General features: G+C 34.1%; 19 protein-coding genes and 1 pseudogene. 17 read left to right on the plus strand and 3 right to left on the minus strand.

The genetic code is table 11. The features are described 5' to 3' along the window. Positions 1 to 5: 5 nt before the first annotated feature. Both malX and J0J33_RS05570 read left to right on the plus strand, forming a co-directional pair. Positions 6 to 2057, plus strand: a complete 2052-nt coding sequence (gene malX, locus J0J33_RS05565; protein WP_206921605.1) for a maltose/glucose-specific PTS transporter subunit IIBC — start codon at positions 6 to 8, stop codon at positions 2055 to 2057. Positions 2058 to 2106: 49 nt separating this feature from the next. Continuing rightward, complete coding sequence (locus tag J0J33_RS05570; RefSeq protein WP_019292024.1) at positions 2107 to 3276, plus strand: MalY/PatB family protein; 1170 nt, start codon at positions 2107 to 2109, stop codon at positions 3274 to 3276. Positions 3277 to 3320: 44 nt separating this feature from the next. Here the strand turns inward: J0J33_RS05570 and J0J33_RS05575 are convergent, their stop codons facing one another. Further along, positions 3321 to 3851, minus strand: a complete 531-nt coding sequence (locus J0J33_RS05575; protein ID WP_019292025.1) for a TetR-like C-terminal domain-containing protein — start codon at positions 3849 to 3851, stop codon at positions 3321 to 3323. 188 nt (positions 3852 to 4039) lie between these two features. Here J0J33_RS05575 and J0J33_RS05580 point away from each other — a divergent pair, with 188 nt between their 5' ends. The 7 genes and pseudogenes from J0J33_RS05580 (at position 4040) to J0J33_RS05615 (ending at position 8421) form a co-directional block, all read left to right on the plus strand. Further along, positions 4040 to 4378: a metal-sulfur cluster assembly factor gene (locus tag J0J33_RS05580; protein WP_017369035.1), complete on the plus strand. Its 339-nt coding sequence runs from the start codon at positions 4040 to 4042 to the stop codon at positions 4376 to 4378. A gap of 134 nt (positions 4379 to 4512) precedes the next feature. Beyond that, positions 4513 to 5487, plus strand: a pseudogene (locus J0J33_RS10940) (tyrosine-type recombinase/integrase). A 100-nt stretch (positions 5488 to 5587) separates the two neighbouring features. Beyond that, positions 5588 to 5833: a hypothetical protein gene (locus tag J0J33_RS05595; RefSeq protein WP_370629145.1), complete on the plus strand. Its 246-nt coding sequence runs from the start codon at positions 5588 to 5590 to the stop codon at positions 5831 to 5833. A gap of 202 nt (positions 5834 to 6035) precedes the next feature. Then, a complete protein-coding gene (locus J0J33_RS05600) occupies positions 6036 to 6803 on the plus strand; it encodes a hypothetical protein (protein WP_206888477.1) in 768 nt (255 codons plus the stop codon). Positions 6804 to 7699: 896 nt separating this feature from the next. After that, positions 7700 to 7954, plus strand: coding sequence for a hypothetical protein (locus J0J33_RS05605; protein ID WP_206888481.1), 255 nt, complete (start codon positions 7700 to 7702; stop codon positions 7952 to 7954). Between the two features lie 42 nt (positions 7955 to 7996). Then, the gene (locus tag J0J33_RS05610; RefSeq protein ID WP_206888483.1) at positions 7997 to 8188 is read left to right on the plus strand and encodes a hypothetical protein; all 192 of its coding nucleotides are present in this window, start codon (positions 7997 to 7999) and stop codon (positions 8186 to 8188) included. A gap of 17 nt (positions 8189 to 8205) precedes the next feature. Then, positions 8206 to 8421, plus strand: coding sequence for a hypothetical protein (locus J0J33_RS05615; RefSeq protein WP_206888486.1), 216 nt, complete (start codon positions 8206 to 8208; stop codon positions 8419 to 8421). On the opposite strand, the gene J0J33_RS05620 is transcribed toward J0J33_RS05615, so the two are convergent. Beyond that, a protein-coding gene (locus tag J0J33_RS05620; RefSeq protein ID WP_206889150.1) for an IS3 family transposase occupies positions 8418 to 9562 on the minus strand; the annotation gives its coding sequence in 2 pieces (ribosomal slippage) (positions 8418 to 9331 and positions 9331 to 9562; 1146 coding nt in all). The genes J0J33_RS05615 and J0J33_RS05620 overlap by 4 nt on opposite strands. 133 nt (positions 9563 to 9695) lie before the next feature. Between J0J33_RS05620 and J0J33_RS05625 the strand changes: the two genes are divergently transcribed. Next, positions 9696 to 10559, plus strand: a complete 864-nt coding sequence (locus J0J33_RS05625) for a 3'-5' exonuclease (protein WP_206888488.1) — start codon at positions 9696 to 9698, stop codon at positions 10557 to 10559. 727 nt (positions 10560 to 11286) lie between these two features. Here the strand turns inward: J0J33_RS05625 and J0J33_RS05630 are convergent. Beyond that, a complete protein-coding gene (locus J0J33_RS05630) occupies positions 11287 to 11520 on the minus strand; it encodes a hypothetical protein (protein WP_240265502.1) in 234 nt (77 codons plus the stop codon). A 156-nt stretch (positions 11521 to 11676) separates the two neighbouring features. Between J0J33_RS05630 and liaF the strand changes: the two genes are divergently transcribed. From liaF to J0J33_RS05665, 7 genes are all read left to right on the plus strand, one after another. Continuing rightward, positions 11677 to 12294 (plus strand): cell wall-active antibiotics response protein LiaF, encoded by a 618-nt coding sequence (gene liaF / locus J0J33_RS05635; protein ID WP_019291665.1) that lies wholly within the window; start codon positions 11677 to 11679, stop codon positions 12292 to 12294. Continuing rightward, complete coding sequence (locus tag J0J33_RS05640; protein WP_165714407.1) at positions 12291 to 13271, plus strand: sensor histidine kinase; 981 nt, start codon at positions 12291 to 12293, stop codon at positions 13269 to 13271. The genes liaF and J0J33_RS05640 overlap by 4 nt, the downstream gene beginning before the upstream one ends. A 17-nt stretch (positions 13272 to 13288) precedes the next feature. Continuing rightward, complete coding sequence (locus J0J33_RS05645) at positions 13289 to 13924, plus strand: response regulator transcription factor (RefSeq protein ID WP_004258491.1); 636 nt, start codon at positions 13289 to 13291, stop codon at positions 13922 to 13924. Positions 13925 to 14004: 80 nt separating this feature from the next. Further along, positions 14005 to 14808 (plus strand): Cof-type HAD-IIB family hydrolase, encoded by an 804-nt coding sequence (locus J0J33_RS05650; RefSeq protein ID WP_019291663.1) that lies wholly within the window; start codon positions 14005 to 14007, stop codon positions 14806 to 14808. Between the two features lie 61 nt (positions 14809 to 14869). Next, entirely contained in the window at positions 14870 to 15460 is a 591-nt protein-coding gene (locus J0J33_RS05655; protein WP_206888491.1) for a peptidylprolyl isomerase, read from the plus strand. 1 nt (position 15461) lies between these two features. After that, positions 15462 to 15857: a CvfD/Ygs/GSP13 family RNA-binding post-transcriptional regulator gene (locus J0J33_RS05660; RefSeq protein ID WP_019291661.1), complete on the plus strand. Its 396-nt coding sequence runs from the start codon at positions 15462 to 15464 to the stop codon at positions 15855 to 15857. Positions 15858 to 15874: 17 nt separating this feature from the next. Then, a complete protein-coding gene (locus J0J33_RS05665; RefSeq protein ID WP_019291660.1) occupies positions 15875 to 16480 on the plus strand; it encodes a TVP38/TMEM64 family protein in 606 nt (201 codons plus the stop codon). Positions 16481 to 16498: the final 18 nt, after the last annotated feature.

Here is a 16498-nt window from a genome sequence, read left to right on the forward strand (position 1 = left end):
AAAAGATGAGTAACCAAAAAAACCTCTATTCTCCTTTTGAGGGAGAAATTATCCCATTGCAGGATGTTAAAGACCCTATTTTCTCTGAAAAAACAATGGGAGATGGGTATGCTGTAGAACCAACAGGTGAAACAATCTATGCACCAGTTTCTGGTACAGTAAGAATGGTTCAAGGACATGCTGCTGGATTTAGTACTGCAGATGATTTGCAAGTATTACTTCATATTGGTATTGATACGGTCAGTCTGGATAAGGCAGTATTTGAGTTTACCATCAAAGAAGAAGAAGCTGTTAAAGCGGGCCAAGTAATTGGGCGCGTGAATTGGAAAGCAGTCGAAGATGCGGGACTTGAAAAAACAGCCATTGTTGTTATTACAAATACAGCAGAAAAATTAAAGAGTATGACGATCAGTGCCTCAGGAAAGGTAAAAGGAGGTTCACCAATAGGAAAAGCTTTGGCTAAAGGTACCGAAATAAAAACTAAAGTGCCACAAGCCAAGAAAAAGAAAAAATTTGCCCTAGGTGGTTTCTTCCAAGAATTAGGTAAAACTTTTATGCTCCCTGTAGCCTTAATGGCTTTTATGGGTCTTCTTTTAGGGCTAGGAAGTTCGTTTTCGAGTCAATCTACTATTGATGCTTTTCCTCTCTTAGGAAACGAAGTACTGCAAGTAGTCTTTCGTTTCTTTTCAGCCATTGGTGGTTTTGCATTCAGTAATTTACCCGTGATGTTTGCTATGGCTATTCCTCTCGGTTTAGCTAAGAAAGAAAAAGGTGTAGCAGCTTTCTCAGGATTCGTTGGCTATATGGTTATGAATCTTTCTATCAACTTCTTTTTGACTGAACGTGGACAGCTTGCTGATCCTGAACTCATGCAAAAGGCTGGGCAAGGTATGGCTTTGGGTGTCCAAACTATCGAAATGGGTGTTCTTGGAGGTATCATTACTGGTATTATTGTTTACAATCTCCACAAGAAATTTTACAACATTCAACTTTCAGATAGTTTTGCTTTCTTTGGCGGATCAAGGTTTGTACCAATTATTACTGCCTTAGTTATGGCTTTGGTAGGTCTCGCGATTCCTGTCATTTGGCCACTGTTTGCCCTTCTTATCCAGCAAGTCGGCAACTTGATTCAACGTGCAGGTATTTTTGGGCCATTTCTCTTTTTCTCTGGCGAACGTCTGCTTTTACCCTTTGGTTTGCATCACATTCTTGTTGCAACCATTCGCTTTACTCAGGCTGGTGGAACAGCACTCATTGATGGACATGAAGTTTACGGTGCTTTAAACATTTTCTATGCCGAATTAGCAAATCGTTTACCAATTTCCGGCTCTGCGACAGCTTTCTTGTCTCAAGGAAAAATGCCAACGTTTATGTTTGGGCTCCCAGCAGCAGCTCTTGCCATGTATCGTACAGCAAAACCTGAAAATCGAGCAAAAGTCAAAGGGCTCCTGATTTCGGGTGTGATTGCTACTTTTGTAACAGGGATAACAGAACCAATTGAGTTTCTCTTCTTGTTTATCAGTCCTTTCCTTTGGATTTTCCACGTGATTATGACTGGTCTAGGGGCAATGATTGTCAGCCTATTAGGCGTAAAAATTGGTAATACAGATGGTGGCGTGCTCGACTTCCTTATCTTTGGGGTAATGCAAGGCTCATATACACAATGGTTCTTGATTCCTCTCGTGGGTGCCTTTTGGTTTGCGGCTTACTACTTCACATTTAAAAAGGTTATCCTATGGAAAAACTTGAAAACACCAGGACGTGAAGCTGTACTCGAACCGGAATATTCAGAGCAAGAAATAGCACATGGTGGCAATACATCTGGATATAATGCCGAAGCAATCTTAGCTGCATTGGGTGGAAAAGAGAATATTGTCACACTCGACAACTGTATTACACGTCTCCGTTTGATTTTAAATGATGGTGACCTTGTTGAAGATGAAAAGCTTAAAGATTTAGGTGCTTTAGGAGTCGTACATTTAGATGATACAAGTGTTCAAGTTATTATTGGAACGAAAGTAACGACTGTCCGCAACGCATTGGATAATTTGATTTAGAAGGAGAACAGTAAAACAAGACAAACGTCTTGTTTTACCATTTATTGATATGACAGAATTTGATAAAATAATTGAGCGAAAAGGAACGTTTTGTACACAGTGGGATTTTGTAGAAGATCGTTTTGGTCAAAAAGATTTATTGCCTTTTACCATTTCAGATACTGATTTTGCTATCCCAGAGACGGTTAATCAGGCCTTGCAAAAGAGGATTCAACATCCGATTTATGGCTATACACGTTGGAATCACAAACATTTCAAATCAGCTGTCTCTGCTTGGTATCAAAAACAGTTTGATTTTGCGATTGAGGAGGACTGGATTTTGTATAGTCCAAGTGTGATTTACTCACTTTCTCAGTTGATTGAAATCAAGTCTCAGCCACAAGAAGGTGTTGTTGTCCAGACCCCAGCTTATGATGCTTTCTTTAAAACCATTACAGCCAACAATCGTTTGTGTGTAGAAAATCCATTGATTTTTAACGAAGGAAAGTATACGATTGATTTTATAGATTTAGAAGAAAAACTCGCACATCCGAACAACAAAATCCTTCTCTTTTGTTCGCCCCATAACCCTACAGGACGTGTGTGGACAAGTGAAGAACTACAACAAGTGGTATTGCTTTGTCAAAAGTACGATGTCTTCTTAATTTCAGATGAAATTCACATGGATGTTTTACGCAAGGATAAGCAACACCACCCGATTTTGCAATACGGTACAGAAAATATTGCTCTTTTAACATCTGCCAGCAAAACCTTTAATTTTCCAGGATTGATTTTTTCCTATTTATTAATTCCAAATGAGAATCTTCGTGAAGAATTTTGTCAACATTTAAAGGAAAAAGATGGACTCTCTTCTTGCAGCATTTTAGGAATGGAAGCGACGATTTCAGCTTACCAGACATCTGATATATGGCTGGAAGAATTGAAAAACTATTTGGACGATACGGTAGACTTCACGCGAACTTTTTTAAAAGAGTATTTGCCAAAAATAAAGCTTATCGAATCAGAAGCAACTTACCTTTTGTGGCTTGATGTTTCAGAACAGGGTGTTCCTATGGATAAGTTACAACAAGCATTAATCAACATAGGAAAAGTAGCTATTATGGATGGAGAAGTATACGGTCAGGAAGGAAGGAACTTTCTCCGACTAAACATTGGCTGTTCACGAGCCAAGGTAAAAGATGGACTCGAAAGACTACTTAAAAGTATTCAAGCTTTATAAAAAAATATCCAAACATAGGGTTTGGATATTTTGGGGATAATTAATTAGTTGATAAGCTTACTGAGTATTTTTGTAATTTCTTCAGGTGTTTCTTTACGCTTACGACGAATCCAGGCCTGTGTAAGACCAAACATAGCATTAGCATAATAAGTTGCAGCATAAATTTTACCTAAGCGACCGAGGTTATTTCTTCTTGAATCTCTTGGAATAATTGAGTTTTCAATCATACTTTTTAACTTCGCTTGCATGAATTGATGGATTTCCTTGCTGCCGTTCTCAGAAAGCAGGGCTGCGTAGATTTCGTTATTATCTAAAAATTCATAGGTTTCAAGCATTGTTTTTTGCAAGTCTCCATCATTTTTTTCAAAGACATATTGAATTGTGTTGATCAATGTTTTTTGATATTGATCAATCATTTCATACTTGTCTTGATAATGCGTATAAAATCCACTCCGACTAATCTTTGCAACTTTGACAAGCTCAGTGGTTGTAATTTGATCAAATGGCTTTTCATGTAAAAGTTGAGTCATTGCATCGCGAAGTCGCGCTTTTGTACGTTCTTTTCTATTCTCCACAGTGTATCCTTTTCCCTACACAGCAAGTGCTGTCTTAAAACTTTATATCACTATAATTATAACAATTTTTAGACGTTGTGTCTATAAAATGATTTATAAATTATCTTTTACTCTTCTCGTCAAATTTTTAAAAATATGGTAGAATAACAATGTCAAATAGATTTTACAATGAAAATGTGGAGAAATTTATGAGTGAAGAAAGCAAATATTCTGATACACAAATAGAAGAAATTAAAACAAAGATTTTAGCAGCCTTGGAGACTGTTATTGACCCTGAGCTAGGTATTGATATCATTAACTTGGGCTTGGTCTATGAAATTTCCTTTGAAGACAATGGGTTTACTGAAGTTAAAATGACACTGACAACAATGGGTTGTCCGCTAGCAGACGTTTTGACTGATCAAATTCATGATGCGCTCAAAGAAGTTGAAGAAGTAACTGAAATCAAAGTCAACCTCGTCTGGTATCCAGCATGGACAGTAGATAAAATGAGCCGCTATGCGCGTATCGCTTTAGGGATTCGTTAATATTGGTATAACTGGATTTAAGAGGCTCTTGATAAAAATATTAACCCTTTAAAAGTACATTTAGTACGGTATCTAAGCCATTTTTGAAAAAACATTTATTGTTGTTAAATCTAATAAAAACAGAGGAAAACAACATGGAAATTTCAATTCAATCAGCAATTCAAGAAATGCTTTTTGATAATAAAGCAAGAGGATTGTCGAAAAATACAATTATATTCAGAGAAAAAACACTAAAGGTTTTCTCTGTTTTTTTGTACCAAAATGAGATTTTAAATATTAACGAAATCAAACCACTTCATATAAAACAATATTTAGTTGACAGACTAGAATGTGGCTACTCGGAAACGTCCGTTAATGCACATTTGAGAGCTATCAGGGCATTGTTTGCATACTGTGTTAATGAAGAATACATGAGGTATGAGGAAGCGCCTATACACCGTGTTAAATGAATTAAAGAGAGACGAACTGTTGTTAATACATTTACAGATGAAGAAGTTAAAATGATGCTCCGATATACAAGAAAAAGAACTTTCAATAAAATCAAGAAAACGGGAAAAGGAAGAACTGGATTTTGTACAAAATTTGTGAATGAGAGGAATTACTTGCTAATACTTGTACTCACGGATAATGGTTTGAGGATAAATGAAGCTTTGAATTTAAAATTAGAACACATTAACGATTCTCAAATTATTATTAAGAATGGTAAAGGTAAAAAAGATAGAATTGTGCATTGTTCACCACTTGTATATAAACAATATCTTAAATACACTAGAGCAAAAGATAATTATTTGTCCAGTAATGGAATAATTCCCACCGAAAATGTATTTGTCACTAAGTTTGGTAAAAAATATGATTATAGATTAGCAGAAAAAGAAATTTATAAAATAGGAAAAGCTGTGAACATTCGTGACAGTATCCGTATCTCACCTCATACTTTCCGTCACTACTTTACTCAGAAGTTAGTTAGAGAAAATGTTGATATATACATGATACAAAAACTACTAGGTCACGCTAGCATTAAAACAACGGAGCTTTATCTTAGGAGCTTAAATATTGAAAATGAGATTAATAAGATGATTAAATATAGTCCTTTGCAAAATTTAGATTAAATAGGACAGATATACTAAGAAATAGAAATGGTAATGCAAGAAATTAGATGATAACCTGTTTTTAAGCAAGACAGGACACCGTATAAAGTCAGTAGCTAACATTGAGTTAATGATTACTCAAACAGGCTTAAAAGCGAATGTGAGAGGTTCTGTGAGGTGTTTAACTCAGATATTTAGACACTATTATATAGTCAAAAATATTCAACTAGGACAAGATGTATTTACTATAAGTAAGTTATTAGGACACAGCAATTTATCAATAACTCAAACATACATACAGTCTCTAACCAATGAACAATTAATAACTAAGGCATTAAAATTTAGCCCACTGAAAAATCTTGAATAAAAATTCATTATTTGCTATACTTGAAGCGAATGAATGGAGTTGTGTATTCATTTTAATTTTATTAACAAGGAGAGATTTATGAAGAAGATTGCAATTATTGGAATGGTTGCTTTATGTGGGATATCACTGAGTGCTTGTCATCAGAACAAATACATAGCTGAGATGTAAGAAATTTAATATAATTATTGGTTGAAAGGAAAAAATGAAAACGATAATTAAAAATAAAAAAATAGCCATAATTATTGCAATAGTAGTTGTCTTAGGCGCTATATTGTTAGGAGTATACCGTCAATCAGTAAACAGGTATTCTTCTAAAATTGCTGTACAGATTGATAATGTTGAAAAATTGTCTGAAAACAAATTTGCACCAGAAAATCATGTTAACGATTATGGTCAATGGATTGTATTGTCTAAAAATGCAAATAACAAGTCTAACTTATTTCAAATGATAAAAATGACTAGGGAATATGATAAAAAATTCTCTAAGGATGAGTCCGAGGCTAAAAAAAATGAAAAAACAATAACAGATGAAGTAAATAACAAATGGAGCAATATATATATACAAGCAATGCTTAAAGCATCCCAGTCAGAGTCTTACGGTAATAGAATCACTAAAGTCTGGAGAGATGCTATTTATGAAAATTATGCCACTGTAAATGGAAAACACTATACTGATTTTAAAGATGCTGTCAATGCTTTTCAAACACAGTATAGTAATGAGTTTAGTGAATTGAATAGTTTCTTTCAGGATAATATTGACTCTGCACATGACCTTTCGGAATTAATAAGAAAATATTTTCCAGAAAAATCAAATAGAGCGGATGATTTAGAAGATTTTGCTCAGAATGTTTTTAATTTCAATGATGAAGCTATAAATCCATCTGGTTCATATTCAACTCGTGCATCTAAATTAAGTGAGTTAGATACTAAGGCTTTATCTAGTTCTCAAGCTGTTGGAATGAAATTCTAAGAGTTCCCTGTTATAAAGTTAAAAAACTTATTGTTAAATGTAATGAATTGGATAGCAGTAGATTTATCAATTTTAAGATAAGATAACAATTCCAACATTAATAGTCACTATGCACTGAATAAACAAAACAAACAGTTCTTACTTAATTGTAAGAGCTTTTTTTATTATCATGAATTAAAACAATCAAAATTTATATGTTGATAGGAGGGTGAATTGAGCGATAGCGAAAGAGGGCTTTAGCCCTTAGAGGGTTTTCCGAGCGTTAGCGAAACAGCACCGCAGGTGAGAAAGCCGTAGGCGCATAGTTTTCTTCTCTTTCTATTTTCTTTTCTTTCTTTTTCTTCTCTTTATACTTTGAAATATTTGTAAAAAAAATGACGCTTTTTTCATAGTCCGTTTGAAATATTTGTATTTTTTTTTGACACTTTTTTCATAACCTGCATGAAATATCTGTCAATTTTTTTTACATTTTTTTCATACGGAATTAATCAAGCCGTGGGCAACCACTAATTACATTGTTATTAGACACATGTGTGTTAAATGTACAATTGATATGTTACCAAAGTATAATTTCGTTTGCGTAAATTATATTAATATGTTATAATGGTTATATAGTAAATAATTTGACTTCTAATTGTCAATTTTAAAATAATAAACTTAAACATAATAAAAAACATAAAATAAACAAAATTAAATACTTTATAAGAGATTCGTGGCTGAGTTCTATACTTTGGTTGCTGAGTCTCAAAAATATCGTATTATTTTCATTTATTTTATGTTTTTTTATTTCTTTCATATTGATTTTACGTTACAATCGCGTCACAAATAAAGAAATGTAAGCACTTTAAAGCAGGAAAGGCTGAGAAGCCTTGGTATGACTGGGTTTATAAAAACGTGTGAAAAAACAAGGTCGTACATGGACAGATGAGCAAAAAGAACAGTGTAGCAAACAAAATTTAAATCCATTCAAAGTGATTGATTATCGTGGTGAGGTAATTGGTGTTTATAGAAACTCAATTCAAGCTGAACGAGATAGTGGGTTCTCATCCACTGCAATTCGTCAGTGTTTGACTGGTCGTCATAAGACACATAAAGGATTTACATTTGAAAAGATTACAGCAGATGAGTATAAAGAACTCACTGGTAAATAAGTTTAAGAAATAAATAGTTGAAATTAATAGGAGATAAACAAAATGGAAAACAATACAACAACTTTACGAGACAAAATGTTCTTTTGTTACAACAAACGAGTTAAACAATATCTCTACTTTGAATGTGAAATTGATTCAGAGTTTAGTGCATTACATCCAAAAACAAAGAGAGAGTTTTGGGTTTACTTTAAAACAGAAGAATTAGATAAGGCTCTTGCAGGTTATATAAAATAGAAAGAATTAGGTTAAGCATGATGGCAGTTGAAAATTTCGTACAAATCCCAAACAAGATGTTTGCGGACACAAACAATGATGAAAAATTAGTATACGTTAAGTTATTACAATCTCAAATGGTTGGGTATCTTGATAAAGACAACAGAACAACAATGACAACAGTTCCTACACTTGTTATGTTACTTGGCTGGGCTTGGACTAATGTCAAATTTGTAGACAGAAAAAAGTGTTAATTGATTGAATTAAAGTAATTTTCTTCTTTCTGATTAGGAGTGAGTCCAAGATTAGCCGAATGTGGGTTGTAATTGTTATAAAAATTCTCAATATATTCAAAGCAATCTAATTGAACCTGTTTCATATTTTGATAATTTTTTCGGTTGATTTGTCTATGCTTCAAATACTTGAAAAATGCTTCAGTAACGGCATTATCATAAGGATATCCAGGCTTAGAAAAAGAATGCATGATATTATTGTCATCAATTATTTTTCTAAATTCAATGGCCTTAAATTGTGAACCTTGGTCAGAATGGAAGAGAAGTGTTCCTTCAATCTTTCTTTTATTAAGTGCTAATTCTAGAGTGTCACATGCTAACTTTGCATCGATACGATGACTGAGTTTCCAAGCAATACATTTTCTAGAGTAGAGATCAAGTATAGCGCAGAGATAGACATGTTTCTTATATCCGATAGAAATATAGGTGAAGTCTGTTGTCCATACTTGATTTGGTTGGTCAGGATTAAATTCTTGCTTGAGTAAGTTCTGAGGGTACGTTTTTTGAACTTCTTTAAGTGAGCGTTTTGGCTTAACGGTTGCCATTTTAGGGAGCGCCATATTCTTCATGAGACGGTAAATTCTTCCTTCAGAGATTTTTGTATCATAGTCTCTTTGAAGAATGACCTTGATAGACTTCACACCAAGTCTTTTGTTTGCTTTGGTATAAATTTGAAGTATTTGTTTTCTATAAATTTGATTATCCAGTTCTCTTTTTGAGGGCTTATGTTTTAAAAATTTATAGTAAGTAGAACGATTGACATGTAAAACACGACACAAGGTTGTTGTGGCGTGTTCAAAGCGTAACCGATAGACAGCGAGGAGTCTTACTTTAAGTTTTGCATGAATATGGCACTTGCTTTTTTTAAGATGAGGTTCTCCTCTTCAAGCTGTGCATTACGTTTTTGTAGGTCTTGTATTTGTTTGGCAGTAAGTACAGAATTATCTTCGAGTTTAACTTGAGAATACTGTTTGATCCATTTAGAAAGTGCTGTTTGAGATACACCATAGTCTTTACAGAGTTCAGACTGAGTTTTTCCAGTTTGATAAAGATTGACAAGGGATTGTTTGAATTCTTCATCGTAGCGTTTAGATTTTGACATAGGATGTCCTTTCGTTTTCATGTCTTTTAAAACAGATTATAACACATAAAGTTCTGTCTACTTTTATAGTATACATCCATCTTTTGAGTTAACTATTAATCATAGGTCGCACAAGTCTATAACAAATTATGCTATGAGATTTAAGGATAGTGATTATAAAGCAATACTACCAGAAGAATATAGAGTTGTAAAAGTTAATATAAATGGTAATGAAGAGGATATAGTTAATTCAATTGAGAGAAAACTCAGCTATTTAATGGAGAAATATGCTATTGAAAACTATTCAGATATTGCATTTTTCTGTCGAGATAACTCTGGAGTTAATAGGATTTGTGATATCTTATCAATTCCTAATAAAAACTATAGTCTTAAAGCATTTAAATACACCAATGAATTTAATAGATTCTGTTCTAAACTACTAATTAATTTTTTTCGTTATAAAAAACAAGATATAACGATAACAGAATGCATTGAGGAGTTAATACAGGTAAATACTGATAAAAACATAAAGCGTCAAATTAAAACAAAAATTAATGAAGTATTTTTAGTTGATAGTACTCAGATTAAGAACCATATGAATAGTATAATCTATTTATATTCTGTGCTATATAGTATAGATGTTTCAACAGAAGATAAAGAGGAGCTATATGATATTCTACGAAATATGAACTTATTAAATACATTTAAGGATGTAGAGAATAATGAAGTCCAAGTCATGACTTATCATAAATCTAAGGGATTAGAATTTGATCTAGTATTTTTGCTAGATTGCTACAAATACATAATTCCCAGAGAGCACGGTATAAAATATAATTCTTTTGAAGATGATAAACGATTACATTATGTGGGGCTAACAAGGGCTAAAAAAGCTGTTTATATTCCAGTTGGTACTTCTCGTTTTCGTAATAGGCAAAAAGATCATATTGATGCCTTAGAGTCTGTGTTCTTATCAATGAACAATCTCGCTTTATTAAGAAGTTATGAAAGATGGAGTTAGTTTTAGTTGTTGTCATATTTTAATAGTGAAATTTCTTTGGGCAGAACAATATATCAGTTTACTTTATACTATATCAAGAATATAAATAAAAAAGTGAACTAAAAAAAATTATAAGTAGCATATCCCTTTTTTTAGAAGTAACAATTATAGGGAAAAATTAATTTATTATTAGGAAGCGGAAAAATACACGGCGATACGCATAAGTTTTTAATAAAAGTATGCAATACTCAATTTAGATTTAAGATATATGTGAAATATAAAATAAAAATGACATCAAAATATTAAAGGGAAGTTGTTAATGACTAACGGAAAGAGTAGTAGTTTTCAAATATAAATTTATATTCATTTTATAAGGTTTTATAGTACATTTAGTACACAGTCCAAGCCATTTATCATTTGACTTTGAAAGTATAGTGGTCTATAATCAATGATATAACAACAATTGAAAATAGAATTTCAAAAATATTCCAGCGTGGACAGTAGATAAAATGAGCCGCTATGCGCGTATTGCTTTAGGTATTCGCTAATCTACTCAAAAAAGCATTACAGGAGAATTCATTAGGATTCTCTTTTATTTTGTAAAAAGGGAAAGTATTTTTATTTTTAAATCATTCATTGTTAGCATTGTACAAACAAGATGACTAAAAAAACTTCTATCTATATTGGACAGAAGTTGAGTGAGGAAAAGTATCTAAAGTAATCAAATTAAAGTGTAAGTTCAGACAGGTTAGATACACTTATCCGATAAACTTCCATCCTTATTTATTTCTAGTTTCTGGCTGGGCCCTGCAAGTGGTGACAGACTAGCTCCCCAAGCGGCAGACATATTTTTTAAGATATTGTTTTCTTCAATAAAATTATTAGACTTCTTTGTTCCAAGAAAACGAATTTCGTTATTGTCAAAAGTTAACTTTATTCTAAAATTTGCTAGTAATTCTGCTTTGATTAATTGTGGAACCATAAAATTTCCTTTCTATATAATAATTGTAACGCTTTCATAAAGAGGAGTCAAAGACAAGCTTATTCAAAAGATCGCTTTAGGTATTCGCTAAGTAGAAATTTCAAAATAAGACCAAAGACCGAGCATGGAGCGGTCTTTTTTTGGTAGAATAGAGGTATGAATAGACGGATAAAAACATTTATTGTTATAGAGCTTTGTATCATAGTTGCTTTGCTTTTGCATATTATAAAATCACCGTACTTTCTTGTATTGCTTGCTTTAGCTATATCTTTCAGTATATTGTCACGTAAAATAACCTTTCTCCGTCCTGTCACAGCTGTGCTCTGGATTTTCTTTGCAGTAATGCTCTTGACAGCTGGATGGTTTTGGCTTGCTCTTCTCTTTCCTCTTTTGGTTGGGATTAGTTTTTGGAAAAGGCAAGCCTACACGATGCCAAATTCTTCTTATAGCCAAGCTTATGCGGAGAGTCAGGAAGACATCACACGGGCAAATGGAAATGATGTAATTGATCTCTACGATGTCAATTTTAGGCCTGAAGGAAACAGCTTGAGCATCAAAAAATCAGCAGGAAATACTAAAATTATCGTGCCGGAAGATGTTGCCGTAGCTTTAGAAATTACGGTACACAATGGCATTGTCAAGATTTTTGATGAAGAGACCGAAATTAACCCTGTAAATTTTCGTTATTTCTCAGATATGACAGAAGATACGCAAAAACGGATGCGTATTAAACTCCAGGTTGAAACAGGAAATGTTGAGGTGGTGAAAGGATGAAGAAATCAATCATTAAAACCTTTACCGTCCTTTTTATCATTATTGTTTTGGTTGATGTGCTATTGTTTTCAATCACGAGCGGTGTTTCAACAGCCAGTATTATGGGCGAGATTGCGAATAATTTTTATGGGATATGGATCTTTCTCTCGGTAGCGGGATTATTGGCTTTGGTTTTTACTTTTTTCAATTTTTTGGAAAACAGCAAAATTAAGAGAGACTTTTATGAAGATATCCAGCGTGTGAGTCAAAACCAAGAACCAGAGCATCCAGAATTGAAGGCTCTTCATTTGCGCTTAAAAGAGATGTCTATAGAGCTGCAAGAACTCTCAAGTCAAAAATCGGCAAATAAAGCCGAAATTGTAGAAACAGAAAGAAAACGTATTTCACGAGAGCTTCATGACTCGGTCAGTCAAGAACTTTTTGCCGCAACGATGATTCTCTCTTCTGTAACGGGTAGCGAAGCTGAAAACTCTAATCTCACACAAGATCAAATTTTGACACAAACACGTTTAGTTTTAAAAATCTTGCATGAAGCACAAAATGAGATGCGAGCCTTGTTGTTGCATTTAAGACCTATTGAATTGGACGGCAAGTCCCTTTCGGCAGGTTTAAATTCCTTAACGGATGAATTACAAGCAAAGATATCCGCCAATATCAATGTAAAACTCAGTGATATTAAAGCTTCCTCTAACATTGAAGATAACCTCTTCCGCATGGCACAGGAAATTCTGAGCAATGCACTACGGCACTCACAAGCTGATAATATTGAAGTTGTTCTGAAAGAGCAGTATGACAATATTATTCTTAGAATAGCAGATGATGGTGTCGGCTTTGATACACGAGACAGTAAATCAGCCAGCTATGGTCTGGTCAATATAAAAGAGCGCGCGCTTTTGCTCGGTGGGGATGTTAAAATTATTAGTGCGCCAAATCAAGGTACAAGTGTCGAGATACGCATTCCACAAGTGAACCAATAAGAAGTTAAAAGGAAAAAATGGATAAAATAAAATTATTAATTGTTGATGATCATCAAATGGTCCGCTTAGGGCTCTCTAGCTTTATGAATATTCAGCCCGATATTGAAGTCGTAGGAGAGGCAGCGGATGGCGAATCAGGCTATCTTAAAGCAAAAAATTTAAAACCAGATGTCATTTTGATGGATTTGGTTATGGACCGTCTAGATGGCATTGGTGCGACGCAAAAAATATTAGCGGAAATGCCAGAACAGAAGATTTTGATTTTGACGAGCTTTTTAGATGATGAAAAAGTCTTTCCAGCTTTGGCTGCTGGGGCAAAAGGCTATATTCTCAAAACTTCTCAGGCTGCCGAAATTGCCAGTGCTATCCGTAAAGTTGCGAGCGGGCAAGATGTTTTGTCGGGAGCGGTTAAAGAAAAAATCAATCAACAAAAGCATCGAAAACCTGAATTGTATGACAATCTCTCAAAAAGAGAAATGGAAGTTTTGAAAATATTAGCTCAGGGACTTTCTAATCAGGAGATTGCGGATCAACTATTTATAAGTCTTAAAACAGTTAAAACACATGTTTCTAACATCTTTAATAAATTAGAAGTGAATGATCGGACGCAAGCAACAATTTATGCTATCCAACACAAACTGGTCGATCAGTAAAAAATTTTAAAAAGTAGAAATCATCATCCCTAATTGTATGTACAATAGCGAAAATAACCTATATCTGGTATAATAGAGTCATGAAAGATTTAATCGAAAAAGCTTCAAAAATCAAAATTATTTTTTTCGATATTGATGATACTTTACGTGACCTAAAAACAGGCTATATACCCGAAAGCTTACCCTTTATCTTTGAAACTTTACGCCAAAAAGGAATAAAAACAGGTATTGCGACAGGACGAAATTACTATAATGTTCTCCCTGAAATCCGCAATTTAAATCCTGATTTTTTTGTAACGATTAATGGTGCTTTGGTGCAAAACCAGGCGCAGGAGATTATTTACAAAAATCCCTTGGATAAAAAAACTGTTGATGAAATAGTGTCTTGGCTAAAGAGTGAAGGTGCTGAATATCTTTTTGTAGGAAATGAGAACTTAAAAGCTTCAAAATGGGAAGGATTAACTGAGAGCGTTATTCCAGCTGATTATGGCGTACTCGAAGTTAAACCAGATTACTACAAAGAGCATGATGTTTTTCAACTCCTTACAATCTCTGAGCATGATCAAAGACTTCGACTGCCTCAACGTTTGGCTCAAAAAGTAAGAATGGTACGATGGCACCCGAATTCTTCCGATATTGTTCCGGTTTTAGGGAGCAAAGCCAATGGTTGTATGAAAGTATTAGAATATCTCGGTCTTGCACCAGAAAATATGATGAATTTTGGCGATGAGCTTAATGATAAGGAGCTTTTTGATTTGGCTGGACTTTCGGTGGCTATGAAAATCTCACATCCTCTCATTTTGGAAAAAGCAGACTATGTCACGGATACAGTACAGAAAGATGGTATTTTAAAAGCTTTGCGTACACTTCAACTCATCGATTAAACTTACAAAAATGAAAGTCTCATCTACGAGATTTTTGATAAAATTTAGAAAAGAGAAACAAATGACTTACCCACAACTTAATCTTGAAGCATATGATGGAACAACAGCAATCATCCATACTAATCATGGGAATATGACTGTGAAACTCTTTGACGAGCTTGCTCCAAAAACTGTTAAAAACTTTGTTGAACTCAGCAAAAAAGGATACTACGATGGTATTATTTTCCACCGTATTATCAAAGACTTTATGATTCAAGGTGGCGACCCAACAGGAACAGGTATGGGTGGTGAATCAATCTATGGTGAAAAATTTGAAGATGAATTTTCACAAGATGCGTTCAATATTCGTGGTGCCTTGTCAATGGCCAATGCTGGACCAAATACAAATGGAAGCCAGTTCTTCATTGTTCAAAACCAAAACCTCCCTTATCCAAAATCAGCCTTGATTGATGGTGGATGGCCTGAAGAAGTTGCTGAAGTCTACACTCAAGGTGGAACACCGCATCTGGACGGGCGTCACACAGTATTTGGCCAACTTGTAGATGAAAAATCATTTGAAGTTTTAGATAAAATTGCCGCTGTACGTGTCGGAATGCAAGATCGTCCAGTTGACGATGTAGTCATCGAAAATATTGAAATTATCGAGAAATAAAATGATTGATAAATCCGTAAAAATTGGTGATAAAGTCACTGCTGAGATAATCGGGCTCCAAGATTATGGTGCTTTTGTAAAGTTTGCGGACCGTCAAAATACTGAACATAAAGGCTTGATTCATATTTCTGAAGTTCAGTCAGGTTTCGTCAAAAATATTCGAGAAGTTATCAAAGTAGGGCAACATGTAAAAGCTCAGATAATAGATATTGATGAGTACAATGGTAAAGTCAGTCTCTCCATTCGCAGTCTCGAAGAAAATCCACAAAATCATTACTTTTATCGTAAAAAACGATTCACAGATTCTCGTAATAAGATTGGCTTTAAAAGTTTAGCTGAGAAAAGAGAACTTTGGATTGAAGAAGGCGAAAAATATCTGAAAGAAAGAGCAAACTAAATCCACACGAGGTGAAGATGAACAACAATGTCTTAAAATATACCAAACGAGTTTTTAACGTGATTACAATTTTGGGTTTTATTGCTACTATTGTTGGTAGTGTTTACCTCTGGCATCTCGGGGCTTTTCAAGATCAAGAAATTTTGAAACGTCTAGTAACAGCGCATGCTTTGCTTGGTCCGATAATTTTCTTCTGTATGCAAATTATTCAAGTAATTATTCCGATTATTCCGGGAGGATTAACAATTGCAGCAGGGGTCTTAATATTTGGACCTTTCTGGGGTTTTGTTTACAATTATGTCGGGATAGTTGTTGGTTCAGTGATACTTTTCCATCTTGGTCGAAAGTATGGACAGTCCTTAGTTCAGGTCTTTGTCAAAGAGAAAACCTACAACAAGTATATGGCTTGGCTCGAAAAAGGGCAAAAGAGATTTAATATCGCTTTTCTACTTTTAATTCTCTCACCAATCGCGCCTGATGATGCTTTGGTTCTCATTGCGAGTCAGACTCGTATGAGTTGGAAATTCTTTAACTGGGTGATGATTTTATGTAAGCCACTACCGATTTTATTCTATTCGTATGCTTTAATCTTCGGTGGAAACTTACTTGGAAATTTGTTCTAAGAAGAACTTTAAATAACA

Source organism: Lactococcus sp. LG1267 (assembly GCF_017309545.1).
GTDB lineage: Bacteria > Bacillota > Bacilli > Lactobacillales > Streptococcaceae > Lactococcus > Lactococcus petauri.

What these genes read in the sequence shown, in the direction of transcription:
- J0J33_RS05645 (WP_004258491.1), top strand. Translation starts at nt 13,289, where the DNA reads ATGGATAAAATAAAATTATTAATTGTTGATGATCATCAAATGGTCCGC.
- J0J33_RS05580 (WP_017369035.1), top strand. Translation starts at nt 4,040, where the DNA reads ATGAGTGAAGAAAGCAAATATTCTGATACACAAATAGAAGAAATTAAA.
- J0J33_RS05650 (WP_019291663.1), top strand. Translation starts at nt 14,005, where the DNA reads ATGAAAGATTTAATCGAAAAAGCTTCAAAAATCAAAATTATTTTTTTC.
- J0J33_RS05665 (WP_019291660.1), top strand. Translation starts at nt 15,875, where the DNA reads ATGAACAACAATGTCTTAAAATATACCAAACGAGTTTTTAACGTGATT.
- J0J33_RS05625 (WP_206888488.1), top strand. Translation starts at nt 9,696, where the DNA reads ATGAGATTTAAGGATAGTGATTATAAAGCAATACTACCAGAAGAATAT.
- J0J33_RS05640 (WP_165714407.1), top strand. Translation starts at nt 12,291, where the DNA reads ATGAAGAAATCAATCATTAAAACCTTTACCGTCCTTTTTATCATTATT.
- J0J33_RS05660 (WP_019291661.1), top strand. Translation starts at nt 15,462, where the DNA reads ATGATTGATAAATCCGTAAAAATTGGTGATAAAGTCACTGCTGAGATA.
- J0J33_RS05655 (WP_206888491.1), top strand. Translation starts at nt 14,870, where the DNA reads ATGACTTACCCACAACTTAATCTTGAAGCATATGATGGAACAACAGCA.
- J0J33_RS05570 (WP_019292024.1), top strand. Translation starts at nt 2,107, where the DNA reads ATGACAGAATTTGATAAAATAATTGAGCGAAAAGGAACGTTTTGTACA.
- J0J33_RS05610 (WP_206888483.1), top strand. Translation starts at nt 7,997, where the DNA reads ATGGAAAACAATACAACAACTTTACGAGACAAAATGTTCTTTTGTTAC.
- J0J33_RS05600 (WP_206888477.1), top strand. Translation starts at nt 6,036, where the DNA reads ATGAAAACGATAATTAAAAATAAAAAAATAGCCATAATTATTGCAATA.
- malX (WP_206921605.1), top strand. Translation starts at nt 6, where the DNA reads ATGAGTAACCAAAAAAACCTCTATTCTCCTTTTGAGGGAGAAATTATC.
- J0J33_RS05630 (WP_240265502.1), bottom strand. Translation starts at nt 11,520, where the DNA reads ATGGTTCCACAATTAATCAAAGCAGAATTACTAGCAAATTTTAGAATA.
- liaF (WP_019291665.1), top strand. Translation starts at nt 11,677, where the DNA reads ATGAATAGACGGATAAAAACATTTATTGTTATAGAGCTTTGTATCATA.
- J0J33_RS05615 (WP_206888486.1), top strand. Translation starts at nt 8,206, where the DNA reads ATGATGGCAGTTGAAAATTTCGTACAAATCCCAAACAAGATGTTTGCG.